The sequence below is a fragment of the Pseudoalteromonas sp. HM-SA03 genome (assembly GCF_002289345.1).
Classification (GTDB): Bacteria; Pseudomonadota; Gammaproteobacteria; order Enterobacterales; family Alteromonadaceae; genus Pseudoalteromonas.
This window is the reverse complement of the sequence record NZ_NSDG01000002.1, coordinates 26711-50341: the sequence shown is the minus strand read 5'-3', so window position 1 is coordinate 50341 and position 23631 is coordinate 26711. Positions and strand designations below refer to the sequence as shown.

The 23631-nt window shown below is 42.3% G+C and carries 17 protein-coding genes; 3 read left to right on the top strand and 14 right to left on the bottom strand.

Annotated elements, in window-relative coordinates; all coding sequences use genetic code 11:
• Positions 1–28: 28 nt before the first annotated feature.
• From CKO50_RS00170 to CKO50_RS00115, 12 genes are all read right to left on the bottom strand, one after another.
• Entirely contained in the window at positions 29–2716 is a 2688-nt protein-coding gene (locus tag CKO50_RS00170; RefSeq protein ID WP_095726529.1) for a TonB-dependent receptor, read from the bottom strand.
• A gap of 77 nt (positions 2717–2793) precedes the next feature.
• The gene (locus CKO50_RS00165) at positions 2794–4464 is read right to left on the bottom strand and encodes a hypothetical protein (protein WP_095726528.1); all 1671 of its coding nucleotides are present in this window, start codon (positions 4462–4464) and stop codon (positions 2794–2796) included.
• Positions 4465–4655: 191 nt separating this feature from the next.
• Entirely contained in the window at positions 4656–5966 is a 1311-nt protein-coding gene (locus tag CKO50_RS00160) for a lipopolysaccharide assembly protein LapB (RefSeq protein WP_095726527.1), read from the bottom strand.
• Positions 5967–5987: 21 nt separating this feature from the next.
• Positions 5988–6593: an energy transducer TonB gene (locus CKO50_RS00155; RefSeq protein ID WP_095726526.1), complete on the bottom strand. Its 606-nt coding sequence runs from the start codon at positions 6591–6593 to the stop codon at positions 5988–5990.
• A 9-nt stretch (positions 6594–6602) separates the two neighbouring features.
• Positions 6603–7013, bottom strand: coding sequence for a biopolymer transporter ExbD (locus CKO50_RS00150; RefSeq protein WP_010378708.1), 411 nt, complete (start codon positions 7011–7013; stop codon positions 6603–6605).
• Between the two features lie 22 nt (positions 7014–7035).
• A complete protein-coding gene (locus CKO50_RS00145) occupies positions 7036–7563 on the bottom strand; it encodes a MotA/TolQ/ExbB proton channel family protein (protein ID WP_010378705.1) in 528 nt (175 codons plus the stop codon).
• Positions 7564–7565: 2 nt separating this feature from the next.
• Positions 7566–8933, bottom strand: coding sequence for a MotA/TolQ/ExbB proton channel family protein (locus tag CKO50_RS00140; RefSeq protein WP_095726525.1), 1368 nt, complete (start codon positions 8931–8933; stop codon positions 7566–7568).
• A gap of 14 nt (positions 8934–8947) precedes the next feature.
• The gene (locus CKO50_RS00135; RefSeq protein WP_017216855.1) at positions 8948–9697 is read right to left on the bottom strand and encodes a DUF3450 domain-containing protein; all 750 of its coding nucleotides are present in this window, start codon (positions 9695–9697) and stop codon (positions 8948–8950) included.
• Positions 9698–9946: 249 nt separating this feature from the next.
• Positions 9947–11836, bottom strand: a complete 1890-nt coding sequence (locus CKO50_RS00130; RefSeq protein ID WP_095726524.1) for a methyl-accepting chemotaxis protein — start codon at positions 11834–11836, stop codon at positions 9947–9949.
• Positions 11837–12033: 197 nt separating this feature from the next.
• Positions 12034–12801, bottom strand: coding sequence for a basic secretory protein-like protein (locus tag CKO50_RS00125; RefSeq protein ID WP_095726523.1), 768 nt, complete (start codon positions 12799–12801; stop codon positions 12034–12036).
• The gene (locus CKO50_RS00120; RefSeq protein WP_095726522.1) at positions 12801–15155 is read right to left on the bottom strand and encodes a GH92 family glycosyl hydrolase; all 2355 of its coding nucleotides are present in this window, start codon (positions 15153–15155) and stop codon (positions 12801–12803) included. Before CKO50_RS00120 ends, CKO50_RS00125 begins: the two co-directional genes overlap by 1 nt.
• Positions 15156–15300: 145 nt before the next feature.
• On the bottom strand, positions 15301–16575 hold the full coding sequence (locus tag CKO50_RS00115; protein WP_095726521.1) for a sugar MFS transporter: 1275 nt from the start codon (positions 16573–16575) through the stop codon (positions 15301–15303).
• A 131-nt stretch (positions 16576–16706) separates the two neighbouring features.
• On the opposite strand from CKO50_RS00115, the gene CKO50_RS00110 reads away from it, so the two are divergent.
• Together CKO50_RS00110 and CKO50_RS00105 are read left to right on the top strand one after the other, a co-directional pair.
• Positions 16707–17888: an AGE family epimerase/isomerase gene (locus CKO50_RS00110; protein ID WP_095726520.1), complete on the top strand. Its 1182-nt coding sequence runs from the start codon at positions 16707–16709 to the stop codon at positions 17886–17888.
• Position 17889: 1 nt separating this feature from the next.
• A complete protein-coding gene (locus tag CKO50_RS00105; protein ID WP_095726519.1) occupies positions 17890–18843 on the top strand; it encodes a carbohydrate kinase in 954 nt (317 codons plus the stop codon).
• Positions 18844–18905: 62 nt separating this feature from the next.
• On the opposite strand, the gene CKO50_RS00100 is transcribed toward CKO50_RS00105, so the two are convergent.
• Positions 18906–19400, bottom strand: coding sequence for a YcgN family cysteine cluster protein (locus tag CKO50_RS00100; protein WP_095726518.1), 495 nt, complete (start codon positions 19398–19400; stop codon positions 18906–18908).
• Positions 19401–19642: 242 nt separating this feature from the next.
• Between CKO50_RS00100 and CKO50_RS00095 the strand changes: the two genes are divergently transcribed.
• Positions 19643–21379, top strand: a complete 1737-nt coding sequence (locus CKO50_RS00095) for a diguanylate cyclase (RefSeq protein WP_095726517.1) — start codon at positions 19643–19645, stop codon at positions 21377–21379.
• A gap of 246 nt (positions 21380–21625) precedes the next feature.
• Here CKO50_RS00095 and CKO50_RS00090 read toward each other — a convergent pair whose 3' ends face one another.
• Positions 21626–23536 carry a sensor histidine kinase gene (locus tag CKO50_RS00090; protein ID WP_255228667.1) on the bottom strand — a complete coding sequence of 637 codons (1911 nt, stop codon included), beginning with the start codon at positions 23534–23536 and terminating at the stop codon, positions 21626–21628.
• Between the last annotated feature and the right edge of the window lie 95 nt (positions 23537–23631).

The following is a 23631-nucleotide window of genomic DNA, read 5'->3' as shown; positions in this document are numbered from 1 at the left end:
TTGGCTTTGGTTTAAGCTTAGTTGTTCCTTAGAACTCGTAGCTGTAGCTCAGGCTAACTGAGGTGCCAACGTCTTTTTGTCGCACCACTACATCAGATTGCGTTACTTCTTGATCTTCATTTAGCAAGTTCTTGACTTTAAATTTAACTTTAGAGTTAAAGTCTGGATACCAAGTATATACTAGGTCAAGTGAGTGAAATGGTTGCTCATAAGCATCATCTCTACCGCCGATACCTGAAGCTAAAATACGCTCACCAAAGACGTTATACACTAATGAACCACTGTGTTGACCATCAGCCGAGTCATAGTTTAATTGCATATTAACTACGTACTCTGAGTGACCTGTCATACGCTTCGTTGGGTTGGTTAAGTTGCCTGCGCGGGCAGGGTCTATCGATACTTCAGAATCACTTAAGGTAATGTTACCTGATGTAAAGAAGCCACTCACAAGGCCCGATAAGTCATATAACCACTCGGCTTCGATACCGTATACTTCGCCTTCTTCACCGTTTACGAAGGTTGCTGTATAGTCTTCATCACCCACCCGTAAGATGGTTTCTATTGGTGCCGTGATGTCTTTATAGAATGCCGCAACTGAGAAATTGTCGCCATTATCCATATAGTACTCAAAGCGCGCGTCATAGTTTTTCAGGTCGCTACTCTTAAGACCAGCTACACCGAAGGTGCGGATATCGGTCAATGGATCATAGTAGGCAACCGGTACTAACTCACGTAAGTCAGGGCGTACTGTGGTTTCGCCATAACCAAAACGTACTTGATAGTTACCGTCTGAAAGATACGTTAGCGATAGTGCGTTAAAGAAGTTATCTTCGTTAACTGTACCGGCTAAAATACGCTCTTCGTCGTAAATCGTTTCCATCGTTATACGGTCGAAGATCAGGCTCGATGTTGCAAGTGACACTTGTTTAAAGTCTTCGTAACGAATACCACCACTAATACGCCAGGTATTATCGAAGAAGATATCAAACTCACCATAGCCCGCATCAATCTTTTGAGCGGCGATATAATCGTCTGCGGCTGGTGCCTGAGGTTCGTTGAAGGTCAACAAGAATGTGTTGTTGTTCAAAAACTCATCGTCAAGATAACCCGATAATCCATAGATCTCAGATTCATCAAAGTTTACTGGGATGGATATACCACTTTTGTTATTTACAACGAAGTTACTAGTATTGTAAACACGCGCTCTATCCATAAAGTCGTAACCGCCTTTAAGGGTAATTTCTATGCCCTCGAAGGTTAATGGTAAGGTGACATTGCCGCTGTAAGACTTTACGTTGTCTTCCATGTCTGTAAAGGCGTATGTTATACGGTTATCATCACCAGTAACGATGGAGTTTTTATAAGAACCGTCGTCGTTATAGTTATCAATAAACTTAAAGTCGATTTCTGTTGGAATATCGGTTTGCGCTTTTGACTCTGTATACTGCCAGTCAAAGCCGATACCCCAATAATCGAGGAATGTGTGTTGACCAATCACTTGGTCGATATCCAACGTACGCTCTTCGTAATCAAACTGATGTGAACGCTGTGCAGCGCCCGTTCCCGCGATAGTTCTAACGGTACTGCCGTTAGGACTTTGTAACACGGAAAACTCTGATTCGGTCTCGTTATCTTCAAGATAGATCTTAGAATAAGTAATGCTATGCTGATCTAAGCGGTAACCGATATTGAATACACCATTCAGGCGTTCAGTCTCAGTTGTTACTTTAGATTCTTTAAGCGTTACATAACATGAGTTGGCTGTGTCTTCTGCGGTTTCTAGTTTTGAAGTACAGTTTTCAGCTAATGTGTCGTCAATAACGCCTGTTGTGCGGTCGCTATAATTCCAATCGTTGTCATAGGAACCCGCAAGCATAAAGCCTACCGTGCCGCCTAACCAATCTTCTTGGAAACTATTGCCAATGTTGGCTTTTACGTCAAAGTTTGGATCTAGCGACTCTTCTTTGACTTGAATATCACGAGGAAGTGACGACACAAAACCTTTGATTACATCAATTGCTTGATCTGCACGTGTTAGTCCATCTTTATCTTTGAAACCGTTTTTGTCTACAACTTCACCGATGTCAAAGTTACCACGATATCTTACAACCGCATCTTGTAGCACTTGAGGTATACCTTCCGAGGTTCCGCTGTAGGTAAAGCCTTTATCAGAATTAAAGTTTTGGCCAATACCGACTTCAATACCCGCGGTGAACTCCGATGGTACAGACTTAGTACGGATATCGATGTTACCACCACCGAATGCAGCAGGCATTGAAGGAGAATAGGCTTTTTGTACCGCTAGACTTTCAATAATGCTTGCTGGAAAAATATCGAGTGGAATAACGTTTCGGGTTAAGTCCGGGCTCGGTACTGCGGCACCATTCAGGCGAGCACTTGAGTAACGCTCACCTAGGCCACGAACATAGATAAACTTGCCGTCAACTAACGTAAGACCAGTAACACGACGTAGCGCGGATGCTGCATCACTATCACCTGTTCTAGATAGCTGCTCTGCACCTAAGATATCCGCAACGAAGGCTTGATTTTTACGTTCTTCAATTACCGCAGCGGCACTACCTTGCAAACGAGTACCTACCGCAACAACTTCTTCGATTGCCTGCTCTTCTTCTGCAACGCTTGGTAGAGAAGTTGCGACTGTGAGTGCCGTACTGATGGCTAAAGCAACTTTTTTAAATTTCATTTGAGTATCCATATGCAATCCTGCCAAAAATCATAAAAAAGGCGCAATGACTGCGCCTTAATTGTAATAACTAAGGTCATTACGGATAATTAGTCAGCGTTTGAAGCCTCAATTGCTTTCTTAACCCACTGATACCATTCAGAAGATGTATCTTTATCAGATACCGCACCAATGTAATCAACAGCCGTGAAGAAGTTATCATTTAGGCTGCTTAGGTCGTTTGCTTCAACAGTGATAGCGGTAGAGCTTGAATTTGTTGAGAAGCCGTCTGCTGCAAGTACGTCAGCTGCACCGTTTAGAATTTGGTTAGAACCCGCGTTAACAAACCAGTCTTCTTTACCTTCACCTGCAGGTAGTGGTTCAGAACCATTTTTAAAGTTTGCAGCACAAGCAAGCACAGAGCTTACATAGTTAAGTGTATCGGCTTCAGCGTTTGCCGCTGCATCACCATCTTTGAACTCTAGACATTCAGTGCCATTTGAAGCTTCAGCTTTTACGACAAGCGCGTTGTAATACATACCGCGGATAGCATCGTCAAACTTCATGCCTTGTGATGCACTATTGTCGCGAATAGAGCTACCATCGGTTGTTAATACAGTTACGTTCGCAAAGTTAAGCGTAGATGCCGGTGCTTGGCTATAATCAGGGCCTGCTGCTTTTTCACCATCGGTTTCAAAACCATTATTACCCATGAAGCCTTCTGTACCTGCTGGGATTAGTACCGCGTCGCCTTTGTCATCAGCATAAGTAACGTCACGCTTAGTTTTAATTGTACCATGTTTAACAACAATAAATTGACCTTTACCCTGCCAGCCAGCATCAACGTCGACACCATCGTCCTGAGTATCTGTTACTACGATATTTTTGATGTTTGCTGCGCCACCGAAGAATTCGATACCATCATCAAAACCTTGGTGAATATGAAGGAATTCGAAGCTTGAACTGGAACCCACAGCATTAAGTGTTAGTGAATTTAAGTCGTCCCCTGGGCCACCATCACGAGGACCAGAACCTGCATACCAAATATGCGCATATTTGATTTGACCGCTGCTATCTGCGTTGTTTTTACCGCCATAGTAGCTTGTTACACCTTCAGAATCTGCATTACAAAGGTCGCCATCGCGCTCTGCATCAGTACATTCGTTTGTGATACCAAAACCGTTAATCATGATACCACCCCAGTCAGCAAACTGTGGACCGATACCTGCTAGGTTAAATGCATCAAATTCTGCTGCTGAAGTGAAACGAATTGGCTCAGCTGCAGTACCAACTGCGTTGATTTTCGCACCACGCGCGATACGAACCACAGACTCACCAGAAGTGAATGCCATCACTGCACCAGGCTCTACAGTTAGTGTTGGACCGTTCGCCTCGATTGTGCAACCTGTTGACGTGTTACAATCTTTACCGATTAAAAGTGCACCTTTAAATACGTGAGCACCGCCATTCTCAAGTTTTTTGAATGTCACATCAGCTTGTACTTCAAGTGATTTAGAAGCAAAGTCAGTGCCATATACACAGTGTGGTGCTTGGAACGTACCTTGCACTTCAGTGCTTCCTACAGCGCGAGTTGTACAAGGGTTAGTTGTGCCAGTATCGCCACCTGTATCACCGCCCGAATCGCCATTGTTTGTTGTATTATTTGAATTGTTAGTGCTGTTATCGTTTACAGTAGGTGTAACTTCGATGTCACCACCACAACCAGTAAGTGCCATAGCAGCGACGATTGCAGAGACTCTGAAGAGGTTTTTTAGTTCCATTGCTAACTCCAATAGTAGACTTTTAAAAAATTATTTTTTTACTGTGTTTAAATGATGTGACTAAATTAATGGGGTTTTATTACACGAAGATTACACAAAATGATTGTAATTAAATCTTCATAATAAAAGTTGGAACTTTTAAAAATAAAAAAACCGCCCGAAGGCGGCTTTGGTGTTGCGATTATAAAATATTATAATAAAGCTTGTTTTAATGTTTCAGCATGAACTTTTTCTCGCTTCACATATTTAATCCATTGTTTAGCGAGGTTGGCTGATTTTTTGTGCTTTTCAGCCTGTTCGAATGCCAATATAGAAGCATCAAAGTTTTGCAGGTTAAACTGTGCCATTCCAAGTGCAACATAGGCGTTAGACTCAAACGTTAAATCACCTTTATTGAGTGCAAGTCGGGCGTGATCTGCGGCTTCATCATACTTTTCAAGATTTAAGTAGATCTCTGCAAGCCTCTGGTCTAAATTACCATGTTCAACTTTTTCAGTTGCAGCTAGGAAGAAAGGTAGTGACTTTTTATCTTCTCTTGCTTGAACGAACGCTTCTGCGATAAAAGTTAGATTTTTGGCGCTGTCTTCAACGACACCTGCTTTTATTCCGTTATCGAGTGCTTCAGCTGCTTTAAAAGGCAAGGTGTTCATTAAATAGACTTGAGCAAGCTGCATATAATCAGACTTTGATTTTATAAAGCCCCTTTGCTTTGCAGTTTCAAATGTTGCAAGTTGTTTTTTATCGGCACCTATTTCACCGTACATACCGCCAAGCTGGATCCAGTATTGTGGCTTATCATAGAGAGTAACCATTTTCTCTAAAACATCCGCTACTTTTTTCGGCTGATTTAATGAGTAATATATCGCACGCTGAAGAACTAACCAGTTTTCTTTTGGTAGTTCATTGTCGGCTTCAACTAAATTAATCGCAGTATTTATATTTTTTATCGCATCACTATATTTTTTTAGTTGATACTGTGCTTGCGCCTTTAAAATATAAAAGTTGCTTTTTGGAGCCTGGGTATTAACTTCTTTCCACTGATCAAGGAATGATAATGTACTTTCAAAATCATTGTTTGCCATGGCCAATTGAGCCAAACTAAATGTCGTAGAAAGACGCAGGGACTCAGGAATAGATTCTTCAGCAATAACTGCTTTAAAAGATTCAATTGCCTTGTCGAGCTTGTTCTCGTTGTAATAAATAAAGCCATAGAAGTTATACATCATTGCCACTTCGTAGCTATTCATACTCGAAACGCGTTCTTTCACCGAATCTAATGCGGCGAGGCCCTCTGCAACTTGACCGTCGTCTGCAAGTTTTTGCGCGCGAGCCAGTTGACTATACACTTTTTCGCGTAGCGCGGGCACACGCTTGGTTTTAGTTTCTGAGTCTGCATAAGCCGTTGCCAAATTAACATTTGGTATGACCGAAATGAGACTCGGCGCTATTAAACCTGTGCTAAATAACGCACTTACTAACATAATTTTTTTAAACATTTTCATAATCGCAATCCTTAATGACGGTTAGCCATTAATTTGAAATGAAATCTTATTTTGAACACCCGCAACTTCAACCGGTTCACCGTTTACTACGCGAGGTTTGTATTTAAATTTCAATGCCGCATCAAGCGCTGCTTGGTCGAAGATTGATTCCGGTTCGGCGCTTACTACAACAGGGTTTCTCACAGTGCCTTGTTTAGTTACAATGAACTCAACAATCACATACCCCTCAATTCCGCGTGATAACGCACGTCTTGGATATACCGGCGCAACTTTAACGATTGGCAGATATTCACCATCGCTGGACTCAAGTGCTAAACCACCTGCCAAATCTACGTCAGCGTTCACATTGGCACTGAAATCAAAGTTGCCGCCTGTTGCGTCAAGGTTGTTATTCTGTGTTTGTGGTGCATCCATTGGCGGAGGCGGCTCTTTAGGTGTTGGTGGCTTTTGTGGCTTACGCTCTTTTTTCTCCACCGTCTCTTCTTTTTTAAGACGGACGAAATCTAGTACTTGTCCTTTTACAGGATCTGTCATTGCTCCTTCCCCTCCTTGGATAAGCGCTTGCATACCCAAGAAAAGGAAAAAGGTAACTATGCCCGCAATTACTAAAGCAATTAGGTAACGCATGGTATGTTCCTATGACTCCTGTGCGGCAATCGAAACATCAAATGCGCCAGCTGCGCGTGATGCATCCATTACTTTAATTAGCGTGTCAGTAGTGGCCTTTTTATCAGCTTGAATAACCACACTACCCTGCGGATTCTCCGCTTTAAGACGCTCAATGTTTGCTTGAACTGCACGGATATCTACTTGGCGTTTGTTAATCCAAATTTCACCAGTATCTGAAATTGCAACCAGGATATTGGCTCTTTGCTTTTTCACTGCAGTGGCCGCTTCTGGGCGGTTAACATCAATACCTGCTTCTTTAACGAAAGAGGCCGTTACAATAAAAAAGATAAGCATGATAAATACAACGTCGAGCATTGGCGTCATGTTAATTTCTTCTGCTTCTTCTTCTTGGAATACTTTTGCAAGTGGTGCTCTCATAATTCTTTCCTCACACGACCGATTAATGGTCTAGTAGCATTTTATCTTCTAACAACTCAACTTCACGCTTGGCTTTACGCTGAAGGTAGGTCGATGCAAATACACCCGAAAGCGCGCCAACCATGCCTGCCATTGTCGGGATAGTTGCTTTTGATACCCCAGATGCCATCGAGCGTGCACTGCCTGATCCGGTGATAGCCATTACATCAAATACCTCAATCATGCCGGTTACCGTGCCTAGGAGTCCTAGTAAAGGACACAGTGCCACCATGACATTGATGTAAGGTAAGTTAGCGTTGAGTTTGATCCCTACGCGAGAGATAGTTGCTTGTCTTATCTGCTCTGCGTTCCAACTGTTACGCTCATTTCGAGAGTTCCAAGCTTGTAGGACTTCGTTTTTGTAGCCTCTGTATTTACCGAACACAAACATGAAGCGCTCGAGAATAAGTAGCCACATGGCGAAGGTTACGAAGCCGATGACCAGGAGAACCTGGCCACCTGTATCAAGGAATTCACGTAAAGCGTTAATTGCATCAAGCAATAAAACCACGATTACGCTCCTTTCTCGCTACGCTCAGCAATGATCCCCGCGCTCTGCTCTTGAAGAATAAGCAGCAAGTTACGAGAACGTGTGTTTAGTAATGTGTAAAGGAATACGGTTGGGATAGCGACAACCAGACCGAGTACGGTGGTTACAAGGGCCTGAGAAATACCACCAGCCATGAGTTTAGGGTCGCCCGTGCCAAACAAGGTGATAGCTTGGAAGGTGTTGATCATACCGGTCACTGTACCGAGTAGACCAAGTAGAGGTGCTACGACTGAAATAATTTTGATTAAAGTCAGGTTACGAGTGATCTTTGGCATCTCACGAAGGATTGCTTCGCTTAACTTAAGTTCTAGCGTATCGTAAGCCACATCTGGGTATTGCTCTTTCACTTTCATCACACGGCCTAGCGGGTTGTCGTCACGGGCAACACTATCTTTAAGCTGACGATTGATTTTAGAACCCATCAACATGAGTGATACAAAACGCTCAATTGCAATAAGTAGTGCCAGTAAACCAACACCTAGGATCACATAACCTACCGCGCCACCTTGGTGTACTTGTTCTTCGGTATTTGGTGCTTGTACTAGTAGACCGAGAATTGACCCGCCTGTTGGGTCAAGGGCAAAATCAACAGAACCTGTCTTCGCATTTTGTAATTCACCCGCTGTTGAGGTGAAACGAGACGCTGGCTGACGAGTCAGTTCAGAAAGAGTTTGTGTATCGTTGTTGTAAGTCAGGTATTTACCATCAGCGATTAAGTTAAATGCACCAACGCGAAGCACTTCTTTATTTTGCTTGGCACCACCGGCTACGATAACTTCGGTATTAAAGCGCGATACTTTACCTTGTTCTGTCATTTCACGTTGCATCTCAAACCAGACTTTTTCAATGTCTTCGATTGATGCTAGACGCGATGTTGAGCCCATCTTTTTCGCAAGCTCAGTCATGTAATCATCACGACCTTTAATTTCAGCTGATACAACTGAAGTTGCGAACTTATTTGAACTGTCGCCAGCTACTTGCTGAAGTACACCGAATAGTTCTTTTAATGTCCCCATTCGCTTGCTAAGGGTGTCACTTAGGTTTGCCAGTTTAATTTCGTTTTCTTCGAAATTTGTTTCTAGGCGTTCAGATTTAGCCAACGCCTGGTTACGTTCACCTGTTAGCGCATTCAACATTTGGATTTGGTTATTTTGTTGCGCTTTGAACTCGGCTTCACGTTGTTTGTTTTGCGTTGTTTGTGCCGTTTGACCTTGCTCTAAGGTTTTAAGTAGTGAATCTAAATTTAATGCTTGTTCAGCATGCGCAGATGCGGTTAACGCAAGTGTTGTTGCGAAAATAGCGTGTTTAGTGAATTTTTGTACGAATTTCATAGTGGTCTCACCTATTACTCTGCAGCCTGAACTGGAAGCGTTAACATGTCAGGTGCTAACTGCTTACGTGCGATGCGAATGCCTTTATTGATTTGGCTGATGTTGGTATCTGGTAATGCGTCAAAAGTGTTACTGTCTTTGTTCCAAAAACCAGCTTGGCTGCCATCTTTTGTGACATAAAGCAGCTCAAGACGACCAATTCGTAGGAAGTCTACTTCACGTTCTTGTCCATTCACGTCAAGTAATGAGGTGTAAGCTTCGATAGTACGTCCGTAGTCCACTTCAACTTGGTAAGCTTCAAGTACGCGGCGGAACTTTTCGCTTGATGAAATATCAGCACGGTCCATCAAGTTAGTTAACTGAGTAATACGCTCAGCACGCTCTTTAGGAAGGAAAGGCACATCTAATTCAACAAACTGTTTCAGACCTGTGATCATGCGCATCATGAGAGGTGTGATTTGACGCTCGATCACCGAAACCTGATCCATAGAGGTGTTAATTGCCGCCATTTCTTCAAGTTGGTTTTTGATTTGTTTTTCTAATTGAGCGTTGTAAACAGATAGGCCGTCGATTTCTTTGTTCAACGTCTTGAACTTTTGCAAACGAGACTGCATATCGTCTGCAATACCATCGATTTTCCCTTGAGACTTTAATGCAGATTCATTGATAGCTGCACTTTTGTCCATCGCTTGATTTAATTCTGTTGCTCCGGCAGAGGCCGTTGCTAGCATACCTGCTATAAGCAAGTGGTTAACGCACTTCATCGCATACACCTTATAAATTATTGCTAGTTGCTAAAAAACTGGGTGCAGTCTAATTACGAAAAATGACAACCATGTTGCGCAACTAATACACAAATATGACAGCTGTCATTGAAATTACATTAATCAATTAACTTATTGTTTTTAATCGAATTTTGATGGTTAATAAGATGTTGCAGATGTTTTGTGTCATAAAAGGATCACAAAAAAGCCGCTTTTGTTAAGCGGCTTTTAAGCTCTAGTGAGATGGCGTTAGACTCTAAACTTGAGCACCATTTGTTCTAATTCGTCGAACTGTAGTTTCAATGACTTACACTCTTCAAGGGTTGCGGTTAGGTTATTACTGCCTTGCAGGCTGAGGTCACTAATATGATGAATGTCGCTATCTAATGTTTGGATAACAGTGTTTTGCTGGTGGGTGGCACTGGCAACAGCATGGTTTACGCCGTCTATGGCATCAATTGAATTGCTCACCTCTTGCATTTTAGTACCTGAAGCATTGGCTCTATCGGCGCTTCTCGCTGAGTCTTCTAAACTCGCTTTCATTACGGCCACAGCTGAAGCAGAACCTTGTTGTAGTTGTGCAATCGTGCTTTCGATTTCTTGCGTTGACTCTTGCGTGCGCTGTGCTAATTGCCTTACTTCATCGGCAACGACGGCGAATCCGCGTCCAGCCTCACCAGCCCTAGCGGCTTCAATGGCAGCATTTAACGCCAGTAAGTTGGTCTGTTCGCTAACTCCTTTAATCACTTCAAGTACTTGCCCTATGCTACCTGAGAGTTTATCTAACCCGTCCAGCGTGTCTTGTGCCTGAGACATTTTTTGTGTCAGTGAAGCGATTTCTTCGATATTTTGAGTAAGTGAATGTTGGCTTTCAACCGAAAGCTTGTTGGCGTTACTGGCAAGTTCTGAAGCATGGGTTGCATTGTTTGAGATCTCTTGTGCACTTGAAGAAAGCTCGTTTATGGCTGTCGCGACGCTATCGGTGCGCTTGGACTGATCTGTATACATAGATAAGGTATCTTGCGTTTGCGCAACCAAACTATTCACCACGTTTTCAAGTGTTACTGTAGTATTTTTTACCTGTGTAATTGAGGCATGAATTTTGTCGATAAACTGGTTGAAATAATCGGATAACTCGCCAAATTCATCTTGATTCTCTACGACTAATCTACGAGTAAGGTCACCTTCACCTTGGGCGATGTCTTTGATGGCTGCATTGAGATTGTACATCGGGCGCATCAGATACTTGAGCAATAGTTGTAGCATCACCACAATCGCAATCACGCCAAGTAGCATATAGATAGCTGCCATATTTCTAAAAGAAGACACGGACGAATAGGCAATTTCTTTATTAATGACAACGCCAAGATACCAGTCGACATTTTTAATGCCTTTCATTTTTACAAATGAAACGAGCTTTTCTGTGCCATCAATTTCAAGCTCCGTGAAATCCCGACTTAATGACAGGCGTTTACCAAACAGCTCTGACATCGGCTTGTCATTCAGTTTGGTATCTGGATGACTGAGTATTTTACCGCTTTCATCAAGTAAAAAACCGTAACCAAACCCTAAAAAGTCAATTTCGTTGATAATTTCTGTGATGGTTGACATGTCTATGTCCCCCCCAGCCACACCTGCAAATCGGCCTCCTTGTTTTACAGGTACAACGGCTGAGATAGTGAATTCGTTGGTGGTAACATCGATATAAGGTGCGGTAAATGCGGTATCTTGTTTTTGCTCAGCGAGCTTGTACCAAGGGCGGCTAGTCGCATCAAAATCAGCAGGAAGTTGGATACTGGGATCGTCCAACACAAATGTTCCATCTGGCGTGCCAATGAAAACGTTTTTGAAATCCCCCGCAGTGTCTGCGGTTTTTAACCGTCTTCTTATCTGTTCAGTGGAGTCATCAGCTCTATGTCCATCAGCAATCGAGACCACGATTTCAAGTCTGTCATTGAGCCAATTGGCGATATTCTGTGAAACCGAGCTGGAAATCTCTTGTAAAACTAAGGTAAGCCGAGCTTGAGTTTGGTCTCGCATAACGAGAAAGTTGTTTACGGTAAATAAGCCGAGCACAATCACTAACACAAGGGAGGCTGCTACGGTTACTTTAGTGGTGAACTTTAGCGCTTTAAACATCATGATCCTGTTGAACTTGTTCTTTTCTTCAGCCAAACAATAAACTCGTTGGCCGATTATTATTAATAGATTTAGGAATTGGATTCCTTTGTAACTATTTTTATCAAAAACTCAAAGGTTTGTCTTTGATTATCGGCAGGAAATGAGAGAGGTTTAGAGTGAATGTTAAATAAAGGTGAGACTGCGCTCACCTTACGCTAAAGTAACGACGCTTGATAATGTCGCCAAGCAGTATCCAATTTAACACCTGTTGATTGCTCAAAGTATTGCCAGTCCCACTTTATATCATCGTGTGGGTCCAACTGAGCATTGATTTCCTGAAGTAGGTCTCGGTTACTTTGCTTCGATAACCAATCGATAAAGAATGCAGTATTTTTATAACCATCTTTATAGTTGCCGCCAGGCTTTTGGGTGTCATCAAGAATATACCCAGCTTTTAGTCTAACAACATCCGCTATTCCCTCAATGATTGACCCTATTTCCTTGTAATTATGATCATCTAGCTGATAAGCATGGGCAATTTCATGATAGAGAATACCGATAAGTTCATCGACTGATTCTGTTTCGCTATGCGATTTAGAAAAGTTTTCCATGTAGTTTGCGCTGATATGGATGGTTGCGCCGTTAAAATCGCCCTCTTTATATGCAACCCCTTTTAGGTCTTCAAAGACAATATGGAGTGTAGGTAGTTTAGGCGCGCTTTCCATCTCCTTATACAGCAATCTAGCCACGTTATAACTTATTTGCTCTATTATTTTGTTGTCAATTTCTTGCCATGCGAAATGGTTAATTTTAGTTGTTTTGCTGAGCGAGATGGCAGGCAGGGGAAATTGACGCCATGCTAAGTCTGACTGAAACGCGATAGGTTTTAATCGCGCTGCGGCATTATCGGCGTCATTTACAAGTGCGAATGGCGCACTTGCAAATGTGGTAACAGCCGCAAGAAATATTCCTGCTTTAACCATTACTTATACTCCAACAATGAAGGCGGTCTTTGCGTTTTGGATTGACCCCATGCTTTATTCGGCTTGCTGGACATTTGATACTCCAATGTGCCACCATTCATAATGTCGTTATGTGTGATGTAGCTGCGCTTAAGCGGTTTGCCATTTAATTTAATGGACTTGATATATTTGTTTTTGTCACTGAAACCTTTCGCAACGGTTTTAAACGCTTTACCGTTTGCAAGTTTCAAGGTAACTTCTGGTACTTGAGGCGCACCAATCGCGTAGCTTAGGTCGCCTGGCGCAACAGGATAGAAGCCCATCGCTGAAAATATATACCAAGCGGACATCTGACCTACATCGTCATTTCCTGCAAGGCCATCCGGTTTGTCTGAGCTCAAGGTATCCATGATCTGACGAATACGCTCTTGGGTTCTCCACGGTTTACCCGCGTAGTTATATAGATAGGCAATATGATGGCTAGGCTCATTACCATGGGCATAGTTACCAATCAGGCCTGCAATATCTTCGTGCTCTTTGATCATCTCTTCAGAAAGGTGGGTATCAAACAGTGCATCTAGACGCGCTTCAAATGCATCATCACCACCCATTAATTCAATCAGGCCAGCTACATCATGTGGTACATAGAAGCTATATTGCTTCGCGTTACCTTCGGTGTATGGGCCCATGTATTTTGCTTCAAAAGGGTCAAATTCGGGATCCCAGTTTCCTTTTGAATCTAACCCTTGCATGTAACCGGTTTCTTTATTGAACACATTTTTATAGCTCATCGCGCGGCGATAATAGTCTTTCGCTTTGCTGGTATTGCCCATCGCTTCATACATTCTTGCAATGGCAAAATCATCGTAAGCATATTCAAGAGTGATAGAAATAGACTCAGGAAGTACGTCCATTGGTACATAGCCAAATTTCTTGTATTCAGGGATGGCATCGTACACTGGGTTGTTAGCCGTGTTTTCAATCGCTTCTACTGCTAAATTAATATCGTAATCTCTGATCCCCTTTAAATATGCATCAGCAATGACTGACACCGCATGATAACCAATCATGGTCCATGTCTCGTGGGCATGGAACGACCAAATAGGTAACATTTTTTCATAGCTTTGCTGATAATGTACTAGCATAGATTGGATCATGCCGGATACGCGGTCTGGGTCGATATAAGTGAGTAATGGATGTAATGCACGATAGGTATCCCACAACGAGAATAAGGTATAGTGCTCGAAACCTTTGCCGTCATGAATTTCACCGTCAACGCCTCGATACTGTCCATTGACATCTTGGTAGATATTCGGCGCTTGCAATGCGTGATAAAGCGCAGTGTAGAACTGACGTTTTTGCGCTTTGGTGCCTTTCACGTCGACTTTATCTAAATAATTTGCCCACTGAGACTTGGCATTTGCGCGAACGGCATCAAAATCCCAATTTGGCACTTCAGTTTTTAGATTCTCTAATGCGTTTTTGCGGCTAACTGCGGAAAGTCCGACCTTAACTAATAGCGGTGCTTCGTCTAAGTTATCAAAGCTTGCAACAAACTTAACGGCTTTACCTGCTGTCATTTTTACTGCGGTATTCTCAATCGTAGAGTGTTTGCTGTCTTTTCCTAAGCAATTCATACAACGATAACGGTTGTTGTCTAGATTATAAAACTGATAGTTAGCGATAGGTTTTGAGAATTCGATGGCAAAATACATTTGGCGGTTACGCGCCCAGCCATTAGTTGCACGGTAAGCAACCAATGTGGTGTCGTTTATTTTGCGGATGTCGCTCCAAATCACTTTATTCTCAAAGTTATAGATTGCTGAGGTCAAATCAAGCAATACATGGCCTTGTTTTGCTTTGTTGAAGCTGTATTTATGCATACCCACTCGCGTGGTTGTGGTGACCTCGGCTTTCACACCATAGTCGAGTAAGTCAACGCCATAATAGCCAGGTTCTGACCATTCTTGATCATGAGAAAAGCGCGAGCGATACCCTATGTCTGGATTTTCAACGGTACCAGCATCGAGTTTTACTTTGCCTGTCATTGGCATGATCAGCAAGTCGCCAAGATCTGAGTGACCAGTACCAGAGAAATGCGTGTGGGAGAAACCAACAATAGTATGGTCGTCATAGTGATAACCAGCGCAGCGCTTGTAGATTTCTGGTTGAGGGGAAACACCACGCATGGGGTTATCTGTATCTGGGCTTAATTGCACCATACCAAATGGGACGACTGCGCCTGGGAAGGTGTGGCCATCACCGCCAGTACCAATGAAGGTATCGACCCACTGTGTATTTGATTCAGTGGCGTGAACTGTTGCGCTTAACAACACACTTTGTGTGATTGCCAACGCCCAAGTTTTAGCTCGCATTACTCTCTCCTAGTTTTTGTTTTGAATTGGAGCGTTCCAATTTTATTTTATAATACCCTTTATGAATACGTATTCAATACTCTGCGACGAAAAAATTATGCAATAAAAAAGGCGAGCTATGCTCGCCTTGTAAACTTTCGTTAACTTAATTCAGTTTTGCTTGCCACTTTTGCGACAGCTTAACCACGTTTAATCCGTACCATGCGATGTAGACATAACAAAGCAATGGCACAATAAAGCTGATCTGAATATGGAATTTATCCGCAACCACACCTTGAATGAGCGGCACAATAGCACCACCGACAATGGCTAAACACAGCCAGCCAGAACCTTTACTGGTTAATGAACTTAAGCCTTCAATTGCCATCGAGAAGATTGTCGGAAACATAATGGAGTTAAACAAGCCAATCGTGAGTACGGCAATCATCGCAATGTTGCCACTGGTGCTCATGGTCAATGCCAGTAATAAAATAATAACGACAGCGTTGAAAGCCACTGCTTTTGAAGGTGCAATGGTCTTTAAGGCAGCAGAGCCGATAAAACGCCCTACCATAGCACCACCCCAGTAGTAACCGATAAGTTTTGCTGCAGCGTGCTCTTCAAGTCCTGCGATTTCAGGTTCTGCAAAGTAATTTACAAGGAAACTGCCAATCGCAACTTCTGCACCGACATAGCAGAAAATAGCTACTACACCCATTACTAAGTGTGGCGCTTCAATTAGGTTATGGTGTTTCGCTTTACAATCGACGGCTTCAGTATGCTCAGCAATAACGGGTAACTTTAAAAACGCGAATACCACGGCGATTGTCAGTAGCGCAGCGGCCAAAATAAGATAAGGTACCTTTACACCCTCTGCGCTTGCCGCAGCTTCAACGGTTAGCGTACCGGCTGAACCAAACAATAAAAAGCCACCCACAATAGGGCCAATAGTGGTACCCAGTGAATTAAGCGCTTGCGCAAGGTTTAAACGACTAGATGCAGTGCGAGGATGACCGAGTGCTGCTACATAAGGATTCGCTGATACTTGCAAAACAGTGATGCCAGATGCAAGCACAAAAAGCGCTGAGAGAAAAATCCAATATTCGTGAACAACAACGGCAGGATAAAACATGATGCAGCCAATGGATGCCACGATCAAGCCCGTTAGTACGCCATTTTTATAGCCAAAGCGTTTAACTAAATACCCAGCAGGTAAAGAAATAATAAAGTAGGCACTAAAAAAGCAAAACTGGATCAGCATTGCTTCGGTGTAGTTAAGGTCAAATACGCCTTTTAGACGTGGGATGAGGACATCGTTTAAAACGGTTATAAATCCCCAAAGGAAAAAAAGCGTTGTCATTGCAATAAGCGGAAGTCGATAATTATTATTCTCGGTATTCCCGCTTGTGACGAAGGTTTGATTTGTATTTATTTCGCTCACAAGTGATACTCCAATCTGTTTTCACCTTGATTCTACACACTGTTACATGAAAATCACAAATGTTTTATTGGATCGTTCCATGTTTTATCTGCTAAAGTAACGGAAATGTTCAGCAGTAGGTTAAAAGTTAGATGAATTTTAGAACAACGCAATTTTTAGAAGCACACATTAAAAAGACGCTCAGCTTTTACGCACCAAATTGCGTGGATGAACGTGGTGGCTTTAATCACTTCTTCAAGGATAATGGCGAGATTTATGATCCGAACACGCGTCACTTAGTATCAAGTACACGCTTTGTCTTTAACTATGCTATGGCTTATGACTATTTTAAAGAACCTGCTGACTTAGATAAGGTCAAGCATGGTATCGATTATTTAGAAACCGTCCATAGGCAGGAAAATGGCGGCTATGCGTGGTTGCTTGAAGGCGAAAATGTTGTAGATGGCACTAACCATTGTTACGGGCTCGCCTTTGTTTTATTGGCTCATGCCTGTGCGTTGAAGGTTGGGTTATCGGACAGCAAGCCTGCAATCGAGCGAGTATGGCAGCTGTTAGAAGAGAAATACTTTGAGCCTGAGTTTGGACTCTATAAAGACGAATTCGATGCAGACTTTAATCAGGCAGATGAGTACCGAGGTCAAAACGCCAATATGCACACCTGCGAAGCGCTAATAGCTTGCTATGAAGCAACGCAGGATGAAAAGTTTTTACAGCGCGCGTATTTGCTCGCCGACAATATGGTAAATCGTCAAGCCGCTAAGGCAGAAGGGCTGATTTGGGAGCACTATGATAGTCAATGGCAAGTCGACCTTGAGTATAACAAAGATGATCCCAAACACTTATTCAGACCTTGGGGGTTTCAGCCCGGTCATCAAACTGAGTGGTCAAAATTATTATTGTTGATTAATCGCTACATGCCAAAGCCATGGCTTGTGGAAAAAGCAGTGCACTTGTTTGATGAGTCATTAGAAGCTGCTTGGGATAGTGAATTTGGTGGGATTTGCTATGGTTTTGCACCGGATAAGTCGATTTGTGATGATGACAAATACTTTTGGGTTCAAGCTGAGTCATTTGCTGCAGCGGCGCTACTAGCACTTGAAACCGGTGATGAAAAATACTGGCTGTGGTACGACAGAATTTGGCAATATGCTTGGGATAACTTCGTCGACCATGAATACGGTGCTTGGTATCGTATTTTGAATAATAAAAATGAAAAGTTCAGTGATGAAAAAAGCCCAGCGGGCAAGACCGATTATCACACCATGGGCGCGTGTTACGAAGTCCTGCGTTCAATGAAGTTAAAAGGCGAATAACATGGCACTTGTTTGTTTTGGTGAGGCGTTGATTGATTTTTTATCGGATGGCAAAACACCAGAATCTTTTACTAAATATGCAGGCGGCGCGCCTGCAAACGTGGCAGTAGCTGCGGCAAAGCAAGGCGTTGATGCGTATTTTTGCGGCATGTTAGGTAATGATATGTTCGGCCAGTTTTTAGCTGAAGAGCTACAGGCTAATGGCGTAAATACCCGTTACCTTGAGTGGACAGATAAAGCCAAAACGGCATTGGCATTTGTCTCTCTTGATAAACAAGGTGAAAGAAGCTTTAGTTTTTATCGGCCACCAGCGGCGGATTTGTTGTTCAGGCAAGTACATTTTTCTGAGGATATGTTTACAGAGCACTCTGTATTACATATATGCAGTAACAGTCTTACTGAAGAGAATATCTATAAAACCACGGTTTATGCGCTTGAGCGCGCAAGAGCAAACAACATGCTTGTTAGTTTTGATATGAACCTCAGGTTGAACCTATGGAGTTCGACTGCGCATATTCTTGATAGAATTTGGCATTGTATCGCGCTAAGTGATGTCGTTAAACTCTCACGCGAAGAATTGGAATACCTGAACGCGAATAGTCATGCGGGTAAAACACAAGCGCAAACCATAGCCGCAATTATGGAAAAGCAAACTCAATTGTTATTAATAACCGACGGTGCAAACCCCGTTGATATTTATCTACCAAATGATAGTGCTAAAGTCACTGCGCCAAATGTTGTCGCAGTGGATACCACGGCAGCGGGAGATGCGTTTGTCGGAGGGGTACTTGCTGAAATCATTCGAAAGTTTAAACCTACCCGAGATGCTGAGTTTGCCATCTCACTGGATGAGGCGAATGATTTAGTCACGTATGCTGCGAAATGTGGTGCGTTTGCCGTTCAACGCTTTGGAGCATTTGCCGCTTTGCCGTCTAAAGGTGATATTGGCGAATAGAATACTTTTTCTAGGATAGATGCACGCTCTCTCGCAAGGCATTTATCCTAGGACTTGTTTCTTCAGTCGCTGTCGTTGTGAGGCCACTCTACAATATGTGCTTCAAAATCAGATTCTAAATCTACCTCCAGCTCAGAGGTCGCCTTACCAAAAATACTAATGCCCGCATCTATCATGGCCTGTTTGGACCCGTTGTTTTTAAGTGGATGCCAGCTTGCCAGTCCCCTGCCCTCATGAAGTCGTCGATAACTACAACTGTTTGGCATAAAAAAGATATCTTTAAGGTTTTCTTTGGTTAGCTGTACGCAAGACGGTACTAGAACTTGCCTTTCGCTGTAGCGGCTACAGCCACAGCTATTTTTATCGTTATATTGGCAGACAACATCGGTGTAGAGTAACTCTTCACCTTCGCGTAAAAAGTCAGTGCTCTCGAATGATTCATCTTCTTCATCGCTGTCGATAAAAGAGTGTAAACAGCATTTACCACAGCCATCACAAATCGCTTCCCACTCATCTCTAGTCATTTCTTCGAGTGTTTTTTCTTGCCAAAAGCTCATTACTTTGCCCCTTCATTACGCTTTTTTGCATCCTATTTGATTTACGACGTTGGAATCGCTCACTTCAAACAAGCCGCGCATTCTATAGGATAGTTGAACGTAATTCAAAATTGGCGAACTATTTATGGCTGACTATGATTAAAGAACTATTTTTATTTCATAATCTTTGGCGAGAGCGCTTTATGTCTGTGCTTATGGAACGTAGCGAGGGTGGTTGATTGAGGCAAAGGTACGTCTTTTTATTGTTTGTACTCCTGTTGTCTCTGTGTAGTCAAGTGGTAGCGGCGGGCAAAGAGACGTTACAACTAGAGTACGTGGCTTCAAATGCTAAGATTGTCGACGTTATAAATAACCCAAGTATCCATTGGCAAACTACCGATGATAAAGTGTTGAATTTAGGGTATTCCAACCTAAGTTACTGGGTACGTACGTCGTTAAATATCAATGAAAAAGAAGGGCCTTATTTACTTGAGATAGCCTATCCGGTGCTGGATCAGCTTGATGTTTACATGCTACAAGAAGGCAATATATTTGTTCATCAGCAATTAGGAGATAAACAACCTTTCGTTGACCGCCCTTTTGTGCATGAGCATTTTATCATACCGCTCCCAAACGGCACGCATGGTAAGGTAGCACTATACATTAAAGTACGCTCATCCAGTGCCCTGCAACTTCCTGTGGTACTTTGGACAAACCATGACTTTTTGATAAATGACCAAGTTTTCCGTATCGTGATGGGGATCTACTTTGGTTTGATGGGGATAATGGCAGCTTATAATGTGCTCCTCTATTTTACCATTCGCGAATCCACGTTGTTTTACTATGTTTTATACGTTATTTGTTTAGCGCTATTTTCCGCTTGTTTATCAGGTTTTGCCTTTCGATATCTTTGGCCAGCAAGTCTTTGGTGGAACGATCAAGCAATCTTATTCTTTCTTATCAGCTCGGTGTTAACCGGAACCTACTTTGTTATGACATTGCTCGAAATTGGTATTTCTGACAAGTGGCTTTACTTAGGGTGTCGCCTAATTTTGGGATTAGGGTTGATGCTCTTATTTTCTTCTGTATTTTTTGATTATGCAGTGATGATAAAACTTACCATAGCGTATGCCGTATCAGCTTGTATCTGGGGTATTTTTTGCCGTATTTTGCGTTTGGCCGGAAAAAGTCGTCTAGCGACATACTATTCAATCGCTTGGAGTTCAGTGTTAATTGGCGGGATCATTCTTGCGCTAAATAAATTAGACTTAATCAGCCAAACTTGGTTTACCGAAAATGCGCTATTGATAGGTACTGCCATCGAGGTGGCCTGTCTATCGATAGCAATAGGTGAAAAACTTAATACCGAGAAGAACAAACGCTTTCAAGCGCAATTAGCGGCGTTCAATGAAATCCAAAAAGTAAATTCTCAATTAGAGCATACTGTCGCCTTACGAACTCAAGCGCTACAGGAAGCAAACGATAGGCTGGAGCTTGCGAGTCGAACCGATGTGCTGACTGGTATTGCCAATAGGCGAGCACTAGACGAAGCCTTGCATAGTGAGTGCTTAAGAGCAAAACGTTTTGAGCATCCTCTTAGCGTTATTATGATTGACATCGACTTTTTTAAGCTGGTTAACGATACTTATGGTCATGAAGCTGGAGACAATTGTTTAGTTCACATCGGACGTATACTTTCAAATTATGCCACTAGAGCAGGAGACTTTGTTGCCCGGTATGGCGGCGAAGAGTTTTGTATCGTACTTACACAAACCGATGGCTCGCAAGCTTTTGAACTCGCAGAGAAGATCAGAATGACATGTGAGGCAAGTCCATTGATAAGCGAAAGCTATCGCATAGAAATGACATTAAGTGTAGGATTACATACTCAGACTAAGCCTCCTTATAACGGCAAAGAATTGCTCGCCTCGGCAGATCAGGCGCTTTATTTTGCTAAGCGTAATGGCCGTAACCAAGTGGCAATCTCAAGTGAGTTGTAAAGTTGGTATTCGGCTGTAAATGCATTAGCTAAGTCACCATAGAAAAGGATATAAAATGAAGACATTTCACAGAATCGCTATTTTATTGGCTCTACTCATAGGTGCAATAGCTGCTTATAGCTATAGCAGCCAAACTGGAATGTTCATATTTGTGATATTGGGTGTGGCACTTGAAATTGTATTTTGGCTTAAGCTAATACCTCGACGAAAAATTAAAACGTGAGCGCGAAAACATACTGTTGTATATCAGCTGAAAGCGGGCGTTTTAGTTAATGGCAGCTTGATCTCCATGTTCAACCCGCCTAATAAACTATTAAAGGATTCAATTTGTCCACTGTGGGCTTCTACTACTTTTTTGCACATCGCAAGGCCCATACCCTTGGATTTTCCCGAGTTGGTCCTTGCTGATTGTGATTTGTAAAGCGGGTCGAATAACTGTTGGTGCGCTTCATAGGATAGCGGAGTGCCTGAATCTTCAATGCGAATGATTAAGTTGCTGTCTACGCTAAAGAAGCTCATCTTTACTTGAATCTTATCCCCACCATGCTTAATGGCATTACCTAAAATCTCAAGAACGCAATTGGTTATCGCGTCTAGGTCTATGATTATCTTTTCTGTACCAGATATTTGATAGTTAACCTCTAATTGCTCCTTATTATTTTTAAATAAAGTTGCTGCTTGAGTGTGCACTTGATTTACCAGTTTGCAGATTGTGAAGTCTCTTAGGTTAAGCATAGTTGCTAACTTTTCATTGTCAGTGACCAGCATCAATTGATTAATAAAGTGATTTAGCTCGTCAATTTTATCCATGAGCTTGCCGTAGCTTTCCTGCACATTCTCAACAATATTGTATTGTAGAGATTCAACCTGTACCTTCATAACTGTTAGTGGTGTACGCAGCTCATGAGAGAGATCGGTAAATAAACGATGCTCTTTCTTTTCTAACGCCTGCTGATTTTGACGATTGAACTGTTTCTCTGTTTGTACCGTATTCGAGAGCGCATTCACCTGAGTTTGTAGTGTTGATAACAGATTATTTTGGGCTGACTTATTTTGTTGCGCAAGTGCCAGTGTGAACAACATGACCTCTATTAAGTAGCCAAATTTAATTGCGCTTGATATATGATGAACATTGATAAAACCCGCATACATAGTCCCACCGATAGCAATAAAATTTACAAAAATGACATGGTTTAGCAGGCTGAGGGAAAAAGTTACAGAGCCAGGAGCGCTCTGTTTCAAAGACCAATAGCTGGTATAAAGAAATAGCGGGATGATACTCAAGCTTAATATTAGGTTGTAGTGAACCGATTTTGAATAGATTGCCACTGGGATAAGCAGCAGGTAAGCTGTTAAAAATCCATTGTATAGAAGGTGTAAGGTTTCGTTTCTATGCTTTAATTGCAAAAATTTTTTTATGAAAAGAAGATGAAACACTGGTACAAAAGTCATCAAACAAGCTGAAAATAAGGTGGCAAATTTGCCTTGTGAAGGCCAGAAATATTGAAATGTAAACCCTGACATATCCAACACAATGAGCAAAAATAATAGCGTCCAAAGACAATAGTAAGCGTTGGTCGCATTGGTATTAAAGTAAAAGTTAACTAATACAATAACAAACACGGCAGCTATGATCCCGCTTAGCGCAGCATTGATGACCGTACTGGTAAGAATATTACTATTTAGCTCATTATCATTAATTAATCTAAGGTCGGCAGGGGCATTCGCAAAAGTTTGGTAGCGGACAATGAGACTTGCCCCTTCTAAGTGTTCTTTTGATATTGGCAGATATAATTGCGGTGCTTCAACCTCCCTAATATTAAACGGGGTATTCAGGGTGTATTGCGTTAAAAATGAGACCTCACCGTTGTTAACCAAAGCAATACTTAGCCAAGGCAATCTAGCAAAGCCAAATGCGATGTAATTTCTGCCCTCGGATACAAGCATATCTAGTGTAACCGTCGCCCACTGATAAGATTCATTTTTTAGTTCAGGTGCTTGGCTTGAAAGTACCTCTGCAATAGATTGGCTTTCGCGCTCATTTATGCCGAGCGTTGAAGATAATTGCGCTGCATCGACTTTTCCAAAGTGGATTGTTAATGGTTCACTTACTCTACGCTCGGCACTAGGCGTAAAGTCAACTGCACCAGCGGCCATAGAAAAAAGCATAAAAATTAACGAGAAAAGTCTTAACATAGTGATATAAGGCACAATAATTATAACTAAATCTTACTTTTAAATAGTGAAGCAAA